The organism is Paenibacillus sp. FSL W8-0919 (assembly GCF_038003785.1).
Lineage (GTDB): Bacteria > Bacillota > Bacilli > Paenibacillales > Paenibacillaceae > Paenibacillus_AQ > Paenibacillus_AQ lactis.
The window spans coordinates 3759839-3773394 of sequence record NZ_JBBOPV010000001.1 but is presented as its reverse complement, the minus strand read 5'-3'; the positions used below and the strand labels follow the sequence as shown (position 1 = coordinate 3773394).

Annotated in this window: 12 protein-coding genes; 2 read left to right on the top strand and 10 right to left on the bottom strand. The window is 52.7% G+C overall.

Annotated elements, in window-relative coordinates; translation table 11 throughout:
• Window positions 1-106 precede the first annotated feature (106 nt).
• The 4 genes from NST44_RS17230 to NST44_RS17215 all read right to left on the bottom strand — a co-directional run bounded on the left by NST44_RS17230 (window position 107) and on the right by NST44_RS17215 (window position 3854).
• Window positions 107-901: an ABC transporter ATP-binding protein gene (locus NST44_RS17230; RefSeq protein WP_210095086.1), complete on the bottom strand. Its 795-nt coding sequence runs from the start codon at window positions 899-901 to the stop codon at window positions 107-109.
• Window positions 901-1821 (bottom strand): ABC transporter permease, encoded by a 921-nt coding sequence (locus tag NST44_RS17225; protein ID WP_007128586.1) that lies wholly within the window; start codon window positions 1819-1821, stop codon window positions 901-903. Before NST44_RS17225 ends, NST44_RS17230 begins: the two co-directional genes overlap by 1 nt.
• Window positions 1822-1878: 57 nt before the next feature.
• The gene (locus NST44_RS17220; RefSeq protein ID WP_210095087.1) at window positions 1879-2916 is read right to left on the bottom strand and encodes an ABC transporter substrate-binding protein; all 1038 of its coding nucleotides are present in this window, start codon (window positions 2914-2916) and stop codon (window positions 1879-1881) included.
• 299 nt (window positions 2917-3215) lie between these two features.
• Complete coding sequence (locus tag NST44_RS17215; protein ID WP_210095088.1) at window positions 3216-3854, bottom strand: SGNH/GDSL hydrolase family protein; 639 nt, start codon at window positions 3852-3854, stop codon at window positions 3216-3218.
• A gap of 201 nt (window positions 3855-4055) precedes the next feature.
• Between NST44_RS17215 and trhO the strand changes: the two genes are divergently transcribed.
• Window positions 4056-4961 (top strand): oxygen-dependent tRNA uridine(34) hydroxylase TrhO, encoded by a 906-nt coding sequence (gene trhO / locus NST44_RS17210; protein WP_210095089.1) that lies wholly within the window; start codon window positions 4056-4058, stop codon window positions 4959-4961.
• Between the two features lie 94 nt (window positions 4962-5055).
• Here the strand turns inward: trhO and NST44_RS17205 are convergent, their stop codons facing one another.
• From NST44_RS17205 to NST44_RS17195, 3 genes are all read right to left on the bottom strand, one after another.
• Window positions 5056-5304 (bottom strand): DUF1450 domain-containing protein, encoded by a 249-nt coding sequence (locus tag NST44_RS17205; RefSeq protein ID WP_028406770.1) that lies wholly within the window; start codon window positions 5302-5304, stop codon window positions 5056-5058.
• Between the two features lie 228 nt (window positions 5305-5532).
• Window positions 5533-6324 (bottom strand): SDR family oxidoreductase, encoded by a 792-nt coding sequence (locus NST44_RS17200; RefSeq protein WP_210095090.1) that lies wholly within the window; start codon window positions 6322-6324, stop codon window positions 5533-5535.
• Window positions 6325-6567: 243 nt separating this feature from the next.
• Window positions 6568-7650, bottom strand: a complete 1083-nt coding sequence (locus NST44_RS17195) for a lactonase family protein (protein ID WP_210095091.1) — start codon at window positions 7648-7650, stop codon at window positions 6568-6570.
• 163 nt (window positions 7651-7813) lie between these two features.
• On the opposite strand from NST44_RS17195, the gene NST44_RS17190 reads away from it, so the two are divergent.
• Entirely contained in the window at window positions 7814-7990 is a 177-nt protein-coding gene (locus NST44_RS17190; RefSeq protein ID WP_213616980.1) for a hypothetical protein, read from the top strand.
• A gap of 202 nt (window positions 7991-8192) precedes the next feature.
• Here NST44_RS17190 and odhB read toward each other — a convergent pair whose 3' ends face one another.
• From odhB to NST44_RS17175, 3 genes are all read right to left on the bottom strand, one after another.
• Window positions 8193-9461 (bottom strand): 2-oxoglutarate dehydrogenase complex dihydrolipoyllysine-residue succinyltransferase, encoded by a 1269-nt coding sequence (gene odhB, locus NST44_RS17185; protein WP_210095093.1) that lies wholly within the window; start codon window positions 9459-9461, stop codon window positions 8193-8195.
• A 5-nt stretch (window positions 9462-9466) separates the two neighbouring features.
• Window positions 9467-12343, bottom strand: coding sequence for a 2-oxoglutarate dehydrogenase E1 component (locus NST44_RS17180; protein ID WP_210095094.1), 2877 nt, complete (start codon window positions 12341-12343; stop codon window positions 9467-9469).
• A 221-nt stretch (window positions 12344-12564) separates the two neighbouring features.
• A complete protein-coding gene (locus NST44_RS17175) occupies window positions 12565-13467 on the bottom strand; it encodes a DUF72 domain-containing protein (RefSeq protein WP_210095095.1) in 903 nt (300 codons plus the stop codon).
• Between the last annotated feature and the right edge of the window lie 89 nt (window positions 13468-13556).

The following is a 13556-nucleotide window of genomic DNA, read 5'->3' as shown; positions in this document are numbered from 1 at the left end:
CCTATCAAAAAAGAGAACAGGCGTTTCCCGGCATGACCGAAAAACGCCTGTATTCTATATTGAAATATCCGGGGACAAGCCCGAACTCTGTAAAACTTGCTTACAATTAACCCAGCACAAGCCGGTCATCCGCCAGCTTGTGGCCGCTGATCTGCTCGAATTCGCCGAGCAGCTGCTCAACGGTCAGCGATTGCTTGCGCTGCTCGTCCACATCGAGAATAATTCGGCCCTTATCCATCATAATGAGGCGATTACCGAGGCGGATCGCTTGCTCCATATTATGCGTCACCATGAGTGTCGTCAGGTTCATATCCCGAACGATTTCGTCGGTAATGCGCGTGATCAGCTCCGCGCGGGCCGGATCCAGCGCCGCCGTATGCTCGTCAAGCAGCAGAATTTGCGGCTCCGTGAACGTCGCCATCAGAAGGCTGAGCGCTTGGCGTTCACCGCCCGAGAGCATGCCTACCTTCGCGCGAAGTCGATTTTCCAGGCCGATGCCCAGCCGCTCCAAATACTGACGGAACGCCGTACGCTTCGATGCAGATACCCCGATGCCAAGTCCGCGGGATTTCCCGCGCTTTAATGCCATCGCCAGGTTCTCTTCAATCGTCATATGCGGTGCCGTGCCTGCCATCGGATCCTGGAACACCCGGCCGATCCAGCGGCTGCGGCGGAACTCGGGCAGGTGGCCGATGTCGTTGCCGTCAATTCGGACCTCCCCCGCGTCCGGCCTCAGCACACCGGAAATGATGTTCATTAATGTGGATTTGCCTGCACCGTTGCTTCCAATGACCGTAACGAAATCGCCGGGCTTTAGATGAAGGTTCACATCCATGAGAGCGACCTTCTCATCCACCGTTCCGGGGTTAAAAAGCTTGGATACATGATTCATCTGCAGCATTAGAAGGCACCTCCTTCCGACTTGCCTTGAGCGGTCAGCAGCTCGGTCGAACGCTTCTTCGCCTGCGTGCGCTGCCTCATCGACCGCTGCACGGTCGGCAGCACAAGCGCGACAATTACGATAACCGCGGTAATCAGCTTCAGGTCAGAAGCTTCAAGCCAAGGGATTTCGTAGGCAGCCGCAACGACGATCCGGTAAATAATCGAACCGCATACCACCGCAAGTGTCGTACGGAATACGGAGCCCTTCCCGAGGATCGCTTCACCAATAATTACTGATGCCAGACCGATTACAATCATCCCGATCCCCGAGCTGATATCCGCAAAGCTGGACTGCTGGGCAACGACGGCCCCCGAAAAGGCAACCAGGCCGTTGGAAATGCTGAGCCCAAGAATCGTGGTTGTATCGGTGTTCGCGCCGAAGCTGCGGATCATGCGTTTGTTGTCCCCCGTTGCCCGCAGGGCAAGACCGAGATCCGTGCGGAAGAACGCATCCAGCAATAGCTTCACGATAATCACAATAACAAGCATGACATAAATCGGATCGATGGAGCCGAACACGATATCCTCCTGGCTGAGGGAGATGTTCGGCTTACCCATAATCCGCATATTAATGGAATAAAGAGCAATCATCATAATAATCCCGGACAGCAATCCGTTAATCTTGCCCTTCGTATGAAGGAGCCCTGTACATACCCCCGCGGCCATCCCGCCGGCAATCGCAACCAACGTTGCGAGCCAAGGGTTGGTGCCGTTTGTAATCAGTACGGCTGCGATCGCGCCCCCCATGGTAAAGCTTCCATCCACCGTAAGATCCGGAAAATCCAAAATGCGGAACGTAATATAAACGCCAAGTGCCATCAGCGCATACAACAGACCTAATTCAATCGGACCATCCAGTCTCATCAGGAATTCCAACATGTCTTGACCTCCTTTATGATTAAGGAAGGCGCGGGCTCAAGACTCCGCGCCTTACAATTACTCAATGATGTTGTTGTCAGGGTCTTTGACTTCCTGCTTCATGGCGTCCGTAACCTCGATGCCGTAGTCCGCCGCAGCCTTCACATTCAGAATCAGATCCAGCTTGTCGGGCTTCGTGATTTCCATGTCAGCCGGCTTCTTGCCGTTCTTCAAAATCTCTACCGCCATCTGACCAACCTGATATCCATGGTCATAATACTTGAAGCCAACGGTAGCAAAAGCCCCCTTCTCCACCGTGTCGCGGTCACTGGAGAAGAACGGAATTTTATTCTGTTGGGCGGTTTGGATAATCGTGTCCACACCGCTTACAACCCGGTTATCGAGCGTAATATAGAATGCATCCACCTTACCGACGAGAGATTCGGCAGCCTGCTTCACTTCCGATGTATTGGTGACGGAAGCCTTCACCAATTCGATTCCATGTTCGGCAAGCACCTCTTCCGCTGTTTTCGCCATTACAACGGCATTCGCTTCCCCTTCATCGATGATCAAACCAATCTTCTTCACATTAGGGAAATGCGTGCTAACAAAATTCATCAGCTGCTTTGTCGCCTCAGGATTCGTGTCCGAAGCTCCGGTAATGTTGCCTCCCGGCTTCTGCAGGTCGCTGACCAGCTTCGCATCCAGCGGGTCGGTAACCGCTGCAAACAGGACCGGCTTCTCCTTCACTTCGTTTGCCACGGCTTGCGCGGATGGCGTAGCAATCGCCACAACCAAATCCGCTTTCGAATCCTTCAGCTTCTGAGCGATGGTATGGTTGTTCGTTGAATCGTTCTGAGCATTGTTATAGTCAAGCTTCAGCGTCTTATCCTCTTCCGAAATTCCGGCATCCTTAAGCGCTGCCAGAATTCCTTCCCGAGTTGCGTCTAAGGACGGATGCTCCACATATTGCGAGATCGCGATGCTGTAAGATTTCTTCTCGGCATCGCCGCCGCTTCCTGTCGCCGTACTTCCGCCTTCCTGCTTGTCCCCGCAGCCGACTGCCGTCACGAGCAGCGCCGACAATGCAAGTGATACCCACATTTTTCTCTTCATCTAATGAATCCCCTCTCTCATGAATGACCCGTTCGTTTTCGTCATCTAAGCTTCGACACAAAGCGACAACGCATCGCCGCTTTTATTGGCAAAAGCATTAAAGTAAAAAAATAGGACGCACCAATTGAACAACGGTCTATTATGAACCATTGTAAAGGTATCCAAACACATTCGTCAATCAGGATTTTCTTTACTCTCGGGGCATCTGCTGTCGAAAGAATGAAACGTCCCCGGAGCGCTATTCTCCGGGGACGTTGTATCATAAACAATGCCTTTATATTCGAAGTGGGTAAACAGCCTTATAACATCGAACGTCCCTGAATCGCAGCGAGCCAGGACTGAGCAATCAGCGCATGACCTGCAGGAGTTGGATGCACGCCGTCTTCGGCCCAATAGGTCATCTCGATTGTGGAGCTTGCTGCAGCGAAAATACCGTCTAACGGCACATACAGCGTCTCAAACTCACGCGACAGCTCACGCACCGCCGCAATCTTCGGATCCAGATCCTCGCGCCACTCCTTCTTATCCTCCGTGACGGGCAGCAGAAACGGTTCCATAAGAATCAATCTGGCGCCGGTATGCTCGCGGGTCTGAAACAGCAGCTCCCTATAGCCTTCATAATAAGCTTCGAGCGAAGTAGGCTCTCCCTGCCTGTATCTCCTGCCCGTCTCGTTGATGCCGACAAGAATCGAAACCCAAGTCGGATCGAGCCGTATACAATCTTCCTCCCATCGTCCCCGAAGATCAACAACCCGGTTTCCGCTGATGCCGCGATTTACAAACCGCAATCGCTTCTGAGGCTGCTCCATGCTCAACCGGGCCGCAGCCATCAGTGCATATCCTTGCCCCAAACTGCTAGGCTCCTCATAATTCCGACCACAATCGGTAATACTGTCGCCTTGAAACAACACGAGCGCATTTTGTTCGATATGTACCATGCTGTTCACGCCTCCAATTAATGAAAGTGTTCGCATTCCTGCCCCTTCATCATAACCGCTTTGCAGCATTCTTGAAACCCTAAAATTCACAATTCATGGCAAACTTTCTATACATTTAAGTTGACTAAGTGGTCTGAATTCAACTACAATTCAATAAGTATGCTTTTGGCTTAAACTATCAACAGAACAGGTGATGAAAATATGTCCGATTCACAGCAATATCAAATTTTGCTTTATTATAAATTCGTGCCGATCCCGGACCCGGAAGCCTTCAAGGATGAGCATCTGCAGTACTGCAAAGAGCTGGGCCTCAAGGGCCGTATCCTGGTAGCAGCCGAAGGCATCAACGGTACCGTGTCCGGTACGATTGAACAGACCGAGCAATATATGCGTGATATGCACGCCAACCCGCTGTTCGCCGATATGGTGTTTAAGGTCGACCCTTCCGAAGGGCACGCGTTCAAAAAAATGTTCGTTCGTCATCGTAAGGAACTCGTGACCTTCCGTGTCGAGGATGAGCTGGATCCGAACGTCATCAGCGGCAAGCGCCTGTCGCCGAAGGAATTCTTCGAGTACCTTCAACGGGAGGATGTCATCGTCATCGACGGCCGCAATGATTACGAGTATGATATCGGTCACTTCCGCAACGCCATTCGTCCGGATGTGCAGTCCTTCCGGGAGTTTCCGGAGTGGATTCGGGAGAATCTGTCCGAGCATAAGGATAAAACCATCCTGACGTACTGCACTGGCGGCATCCGCTGTGAGAAGCTGACAGGCTTCATGCTGAAGGAAGGATTCCAAGACGTTGCCCAGCTGGACGGCGGAATCGTAACGTATGGGAAGGATCCTGAAGTTCAAGGCCGGCTGTTCGACGGAAAATGCTACGTCTTTGATGAGCGCATTTCAGTTCCGATCAACCGCACCGATGAAGATATCGTCGTCGGGAAATGCCATCACTGCGGCAAGCCTGAGGACCGTTACATCAACTGCGACAACGATGCATGCCATTTGCAGCATATTTGCTGCGAGGAGTGCGAAGAGCTCCATAATAGCTGCTGCTCCGCAGAATGCGAAGAGATTGTTGCTGCAAGCCATCACGCTTCCTAAAGTTCCCGCATTTATAAGAAAAGGGCATGTCGCTTGGAATGAGCGACATGCCCTTTTTGAATATATCATATAACGAAGCATCGCTTAGGATGCTTTAAATCTCATTGTAGATGGCCAACTCAGCTTCGATGGCTGCCTTAATCTTCTCGATGCACTCCTCCGTCGTGGCTGCAAATACACGCTTGCCATTGACCAGCGCGTAAGGGCGCAGCTTGCATAGCCCGCACAGATTCATGCAATCTGCACGCAGCACGGCGATCTCGGGATACAGCTCCTCCAGGTGCTCGAGCTCCAAAGCGCTCATCAAGTTGCTGTCGCACACTTCCACGATGACGATTCCCATCGATATCACCACTATTCTATTTGACAATATATCTATTTATTATGCGACAATTGGGGCCATATTGTCAAATTCGTCCGTGGTTCCATCGAGGAAGCTCAATCCTCAACAATTGTTGATGCCGTGTCGAAATGTCAGACATTCATCCCACAAACTTTATGCTCACTCTCCATCCAAAGGACACAGAAGCTCAATCACCAATGCCCTGCTTAAGAAAAGTTGGTCAGTCAATCAGTGGATCAGAGACTCGGCTCCATCAATATAAATTTCGGTTCCGGTAATATGCGAGGCGTCGTCGGATGCCAGAAATGCGACCAGACGTGCGACCTGCTCCGGCTGGCCGGGGCCGTTCGCCAAAGGCTGATCCCCTTCCGGGTATTCGATCGGAATGGTCACTTCCTCAAGCTCCGGCTTGGCAATGGTGCTGGAATCGATATTGGTTGCAATGGCTCCCGGACAAATCGCGTTCACGCGAATTTTATAACGGGCCAGCTCCAGCGCTGCCATCTTCATGAAGGCTACCTGCCCGGCCTTGGTCGTGCTATAAGCGGAAAATCCGAAGCCTGTGAAGACCCGGTTGCCGTTAATCGAGCTCGTAATGATGATGCTTCCGCCCTTCTCCTTCAAATAAGGAATCGAGTATTTCACCGTCGCAAACGTTCCCCTCAGGTTCGTATTGATCGTTGTATCCCACTCGTCCAGCTCCATGGTCTCAATCGGAGCTTTCGTACCGTTAATGCCCGCATTGGCAAAAACGATATCGATGCCGCCCCATTTCTCCGCCGCTTGCTGGAAGCAGTCCTTAAGCGTCTCCGCTTTTGAAATATCGCAATTGCCGGTTATCGCCTCTCCCCCGGCAGTCTCAATCTGCTTACGAACCTTCTCCACCCGTTCATGATCAATATCGATCAGCAGCACGTTCGCTCCCTGCTCCGCCATCAGAAGGGCTGCAGCACGGCCGATTCCAGAGCCTGCACCTGTAACGATTGCCGTTTTCCCTTTTAATTTTTGATTCGTAGACATTGCCACACCCTCCTTAATTACGTGTTCATGTTATTACATAACCAATCGGGGCGAGCTCTGAATCCCGTCAAACGACAACCGAGGAGCCGGTTAAGGTCAGCGTAGCGTTTTGCCTGTACGAAAAAAGCGCCCCTGCAAAGACAACGAACCTTTAAGGTCCTTGCCCTGCAAGAGCGCTTATCTAACAAAATCCCAGGTATTATCCCCCAAGTATTTGAGGTGCAATTCGATCAATTTCTGCTGTTATCGGTTAAAGACCGCCGGTTTCACGCAGACCGGCTTGGATTGGGAAACGGTATAACCGGTGAAGGAAAGCTTCCCGTCCTCCGGATCTACCGTAAAGAGCACGAGGTTATTGCCGTCCCGGTTGGCCGCCACCAGATGCTTACCGCCCGGCAGCAGGCTGAAATGCCGCGGATGGCCGCCCTCGGTAGAAATATACTGAACCGGACTCAGGAGCCCGCTGTCCTGGTGAACGGAGAACACCACGATACTGTCATGCCCGCGGTTCGATCCATACACCGTCCGGCCATCGCTAGACACTGCAATTTCGGCGCAGAAGCTTTCACCTTCGAAATCGGATGGCAGCGTCGAGATCGTCTCAAGCGGCGTCAGACGGCCATCTTCACTCGAATAACGGAGTGTCGTCACGCTGGAGTTCAATTCATTAATGACATATGCGTAGCCACCGCCCGGATGGAAGGCCAAATGGCGCGGCCCGACACCGTCCTCAAGCTGGGTTTCGCCATGGAAACGAAGCTCGCCGTGCTCACTGTCTAAAGTGTAAGACATAATCTTGTCCAATCCTAAATCCTGCACGAATATGTATCGACCGTCCGGACTGTAGAATGCCGAATGCGCTCTCGGCTGCTGATCCTCCCGGACTTGGACGAGCTCGGCGTGCTTTTTCTCATCCAGCAGCTCCCCGGCCGTGCCATCCTCGTTAATCCGATGAACGCCGACCAGCCCCCCGTGATAGCTGGATACGATCAGATACGAACTCCCTTCATCCCGTTGAATATGGCAAGTGGAGCTGCTGACACTCCGAACGCGGCTCAATTCTTTCAGCTTGCCGGTATCGGGTTGAATCTCGAATGTAACGATCTCGGCTGCTTTCTTTCCTTGGTCCGATATTTCTCCGATCGCATACAGCCGCTTGGCTGCCGGATCAACATTTAGAAATGTCGGGTTCTTAATCCCGGAGACTTCATCAAGCAGCCGAAGCTCTCCGGAAGTTTCGTCAACGGCATATACGCATATACCGGTCTGATCGGCTTCGGCATAAGCGCCTGTAAAAAGTAATGTATGCTGTGGTTGTTGTTGCATAGAAGACATCTCCTCTCGATATCGGTTAGTCATGCGATTCGTCTCTGTAACATGTTAACGTCAAGGATGCGGAAAATCAAATCCCTCCGCCAGCGGCTCTTCCCTGTTTGTCTTTTGCCATACAGGGTATGTAATACTATATTCGTTTAAAGGAGGTATTCCCATGAAATCATCAACCGGCGACGAAGTGCGCAATCACCAGCACACGGAGAACGATTCCAAGGAGCAGCGAGACAAGGTGAAGAAGCATCAGGATATCGAGCCTCAGGCTGAGAACTGGAATCCTCGCGACACCACGGACTCCAACGGTCAAGATCAGAAGGATGGTTCCTCATCTTAGAGGACATATCTGCACATCGATCCGCATTACGATTAGCATCATCTGTTTTTAAGGACAATGCCTAACGTGTTGAAAGGCACCGCCATCTATAGGAGTGCAATGGTCATCTGCTGAAGAACAAACCACCGGATAAGCGTAAAATAGGGCCGCATGGACTTTCCCATGCGGCCCTTTATTTCTCAATGATGTCGCTGTCTTGGCATTAACCTTCCAACAGCAGAGATTCCGGATCTTCCAACAGCTCTTTTACGGTTACCAAGAAGCGAACCGCTTCTGCGCCGTCGACAATTCGATGGTCATACGACAATGCGATGTACATCATCGGACGATTCTCCATACGCTCTTCATCGATGGCAACCGGGCGGATCTGGATCTTATGCATGCCCAGGATGCCGACCTGCGGTGTATTCAGGATTGGCGTGGACAGCAGCGATCCGAAGACGCCTCCGTTCGTAATCGTAAAGGTTCCGCCTTGCAGCTCGGACAGCGACAAGGTGTTGCTGCGGGCCTTGTTCGCAAGGTTCACGATTTCCTTCTCGATCTCGGCGAAGCCGAGACGGTCAGCGTCGCGAACGACCGGAACGACAAGTCCTTCCTTCGCGGAAACGGCAATCCCGATATCATAGAACTTCTTCACAACGATATCGTCACCGTCAATTTCAGCATTGAGCAGCGGGAACTTCTTCAATGCGCCGACAACTGCCTTCGTGAAGAAGGACATAAAGCCCAGACCGACGTCATGCTTTTCCTTGAAGGCATCCTTGCGGCGCTTACGAACATCCAGGATGGCCGTCATATCGACTTCATTGAAGGTGGTCAGCATCGCTGCCGTGTGCTGCGCTTCGACCAGACGATTGGCGATCGTCTGACGGCGGCGAGACATCCGGGTACGTTCAACAGGCTTGCCGTATTCCGCAGCCGGCGCTTGCACAGCTGGTGCCGCTGGCGCGGACGGCTTGCTTGCAGGAGCAGCAGGCTTGCTGCCTTCCGTATGGTTCTTCACATCATCGTGATAAATGCGACCGATCGGGTCGCGGCCCTGTACCTGTTCCAGGTCAATCCCGCGCTCACGAGCCAGCTTGCGTGCGGACGGCGATGCAGTCAAATTCGAGCCTTCTCCACCGGCTTCCGGTGCAGGCGCTGGTGCCTTAGGTGCCTCTTGCGCAGGCTGTGCCGCTGCCGGAGCGGCAGCCGGAGCTTCCGCTTGCGGCGCAGGCGCGCTTGGCTTAACGCCTTCCTGTGGAGAGATTTGGCCGATGACTTCACCGATCGTAACATTTTCTCCTTCTTGGCGAAGGATTTTTTCCACAACGCCTTCAGACTCCGCGCTAATTTCCAGATTAACCTTATCCGTTTCTAACTCGAGCAGAACGTCACCGATGTTGACGCGGTCCCCTTCTTTCACGTGCCATTTAAAGATGGTTCCTTCGGTGATGGATTCGCCCATAGCTGGTACAGTAATTTCGCTCACAGCCGCTACCTCCCCAATGAGATCTGTTGATTTATAGTTTTACGATTAAGGGCAAACGTAATGATCGTCTGTTGTTCGTATGCGTGTACATCCTGATATCCGGTGGCCGGGCTGGACCGTTCAGGGCGTCCGTTGTAACGAACCTCTACGCCGCTTGGCGCGATTTCGCGGATTCTTGGTTCCATAAAGCTCCAGGAGCCCATGTTCTGCGGCTCTTCCTGAACCCACAGAATTTCCTTGAGATTAGGGAACTTTTGCATAATGCGCGAAATTTCTTCTTTCGGGAACGGATACAGCTGTTCCACCCGCGCGATATGAATCCAAGAGTGATCTTCGCCCTTCTGCTTGTCAAGTGCTTCGTCCAGATCGATCGCCACTTTCCCCGAGCACAGCACGAGGCGTTCGACCTTCTTCGGCGATTGTCCGAGACCTGGCTGCTCCAGCACCTTCTGGAAGCCGCCTTCGCTAAATGCGCTAACCGGCGATGCAACGCGCGGATTGCGGATCAAGCTCTTCGGAGCCATCAGCACGAGCGGACGGGCATCGTCCGTTTCCGTCAGTGACGCTTGCCTGCGCAGCAGGTGGAAGTATTGCGCTGCCGATGTCAGGTTAGCAACCGTCCAGTTATCTTCCCCGCTCAGCTGCAAGAAGCGCTCAAGTCTTGCGCTGGAATGCTCTGGACCATTTCCTTCATATCCATGCGGCAACAGCATGACAAGGCTGGATTTTTGTCTCCACTTCGAACGGCCGGCCGAGATAAACTGGTCAATGATAACCTGGGCGCAGTTCGTGAAGTCCCCATATTGCGCTTCCCAGATCACCATCGTCTCCGGCGAATACACGTTATACCCGTATTCGAAGCCGACAACCGCTGCTTCAGTAAGCGGGCTGTTGTGGATCGCAAACGATGCTTTTGCCTGCGGCAAACGGTGCAGCGGGCAGAACGTATCTCCGTTCGCGGCATCATGCAGAACCAGGTTCCGGTGCGCAAACGTTGCGCGCTCGGCATCCTGTCCGGTAATCCGGATCGGCTTGCCGTCCGACAGAATCGTCGCGAAGGCCAGCGTCTCTGCATGACCCCAGTCTACCTTCCCGCCTTCGTCAAGCGCGCTGCTGCGGCGCTCCAAAATGCGCTGAAGCTTCGGATATACCGTGAAGCCTTCCGGCCATTGAAGAAGCTCGCGGTTGATCGCACGGAGCTGTTCAGCGGATACATTGGTAGCCGTTGTCTTCTTGGAATTCTCATCGGCCGGGTTGATGCCGAGCAGAACCGAATCGACCGAATCCTTCGATTTTACGGTTTCATAAGCAGCCTTAAGCACCTCGACCACTGCGTTCTTCAGTTCGTCAGCCTGCGATTGGGACAGCACCTGACTTTCAACCAGTTTCTTCATATATAATGTGCTGACCGTAGGGTGATTCTTCACCTTCTGGTAGATCAGCGGCTGAGTCGTTTCAGGATCGTCGGTCTCGTTATGGCCGTACTTGCGGTAGCCGACCAGATCGATCAGAATGCTCTTCTTGAACTTGTTGCGGTATTCGCTCGCGAGACGGGCAGCAGCGATACATGCTTCCGGATCATCGGCATTAACGTGAATGATCGGGATTTCATAGCCTTTCGCCAGATCGCTGGCGTAATGCGTGGATCTCGAATCCTTCCCTTCGGTCGTAAAGCCGATCCGGTTATTGACGATAATATGAATCGTTCCACCGGTACGGAAGCCCGGCAGCTTGTTGAAGTTAAGCGTCTCCGGCACGATTCCCTCGCCTGGGAACGCAGAGTCGCCGTGGATCTGAATGCTGACCGCCTTGTTGACGTCCTGCTTCGGATAGCCGGCTTCGCTGCGGGTTTCTTGAGCCGCGCGCGTGTACCCTTCAACGACCGGATTAACGTATTCCAGGTGGCTCGGGTTGTTGGCCAACGTAATACGAACCTCGCGTGCCTCGTTCTTCTTCATGTAACGGTCTGCGCCCAGGTGATATTTCACGTCGCCCGTCCAGCCGTAATTCATGCCCATGGAGCCTTCGGAAGGCACCAGATGCTTATTCGGCGAATGCATAAACTCGGAGAAGATCTTGGTGTAGTCCTTCCCGAGAATATGCGCAAGCACGTTCAGACGTCCGCGGTGCGCCATGCCGACAAGGATCGAGTTGACATCCACTTCCGCTAATTGCTGGACGATTTCGTCAAGCAGCGGCACCAGCGCTTCGTTCCCTTCGACCGAGAAGCGCTTTGCTCCAACGAAGGTACGGTGCAGGAATTCCTCGAATTGCTCGGCCTCCAGCAGCTTCTTCAGCAGCTCCTTCCGTTCTTCTACGCTCAAGTTAAGCGGGAATCGTCCGGACTCTGCTTGTTGATTGAGCCATTTCCGTTCTTCTTCATCATGAATGTGGCTAAATTCATATGCAATGGTTCCAGTATATAGTTTCAGCAGCCGCTGGATGGCATCCCAACCATTCTTGACATCGCCAGGAGCCTCCTCCCAGACGATCTCGGCAGGCAAGGCCGCCAAATCCGCTTGGCTTAACTGATAGCTTTCAGGCTGAAGCAGTCGTGTATCCGTTTCTCCACCGATGCCGATCGGATCGATATCGGCGGCCAAATGGCCATAGGTTCTAATATTCCATACCAGCTTACCTGCGGCTACGCTCTTCTTAAGTAATTGCGGGTCAAGTCCTACGCCTTGTCCCTGCGAATCCGCTTTCTTTTCATTGTTTTCCAAAGCAGGGGGCGGTCCCCAGCTGGCGAACAGTTCACGGTATCCTGGTTCCACAGACTGCGGGTCTTGCAAAAACTTCTCGTACTGATCTTGAATGTACCCCAGGTTCGGACCGTGATATTTTTGCCATGGTCCCACTGCCTTACTGTCAAGGGTCTTCATCGCTGACTCCCTCCGTCAGATTATTTTGATAGTTCATGGACGGAATTTCACTTTTTACATTCGCAAAACACTTTGTTACGATTTCATTATAATACACTTGACCTCAGAACCGAAAATACCCTTTATATATAATAATGATCTCATAAACAGATGGATTTGCGTCAATTTTATGACGATTTCGGACAGCCGCTTCCAGTTCCCTGTTTCGTTTACATTTAAAGTCATTTATCTGTAAAAATATCCTCTGCCAGCCAATCCATCTGTCTGATCGGCTCCGGTCCGCTGTCCATTCCAAACATGCGAAGGAGCTGCTTCGCATTATCGGATGCATCGCCTCCCGAGTTGTTATTGAAGATAATCCAGCATTGGCTCGTCTCCTCAAGCAGCTTCAGCACGGATTCCCTCCACTGCGCAAGCTCATCTTCATTGTACCTGTACAAATAACGGACTTCCCGCCAATTCGGCTGCCCGCCCGTATGCCACCCTTTCTCGTTGCGGCCATGCATCCGAATCATGACGGCATCCTCGCGGGTTGCGGCAAGAACGGCCGGTACCGATCCGATTCCCGCCTGGGGCTCATCGGCAATGCTGTGAATCCACCCCTCGCTTCGCATGAAATCCAGCGTCTTCTCCCGGAATTCAGGTGCGAACCAGGTCTGGTGGCGAAACTCCAAGGCGACCGGCAGATCCTCCATCCACTCCCGCGTCCGTTTCAAAATGTCCACATGCTTCCGCTCGCAGCCAAACCACGGCGGGTATTGAAACAGCACCGCTCTCAGCTTGCCGGCTGCTTGAAGGACCCGGACCGAAGCCCGAAACTCGTCGAACATGCTTCTCGTGCTGGAATATTTCGATAAGGTGCCGCCCCTGGCATGGCCGGTCATGCCTTGATAGGCTTTGACAATGAACCCGAAATGGCCGGGCACCGTCTGGGCCCATTTGTCCATCTGGTCCGGGGAGGGAATCGCGTAGAACGAGTTGTCCATCTCCACGATCGGAAAATGCCGTGCGTACATGCCCAGCCGATCGGAAGCCTTCGCTCCATCATCGTACAGCTTCTCGTGGTCTCCCCAGCCGGACAGGCCGATCTGGATTCTTCGCTCGATTTGTTCTTCCTTTACCATAGCCATCCTCTCACTTGCATCATCTGCATCCACCAAGGACTCATATTTATTAACCCGATACGTCCGGAATTAAAAGCCTGCAACCGAAT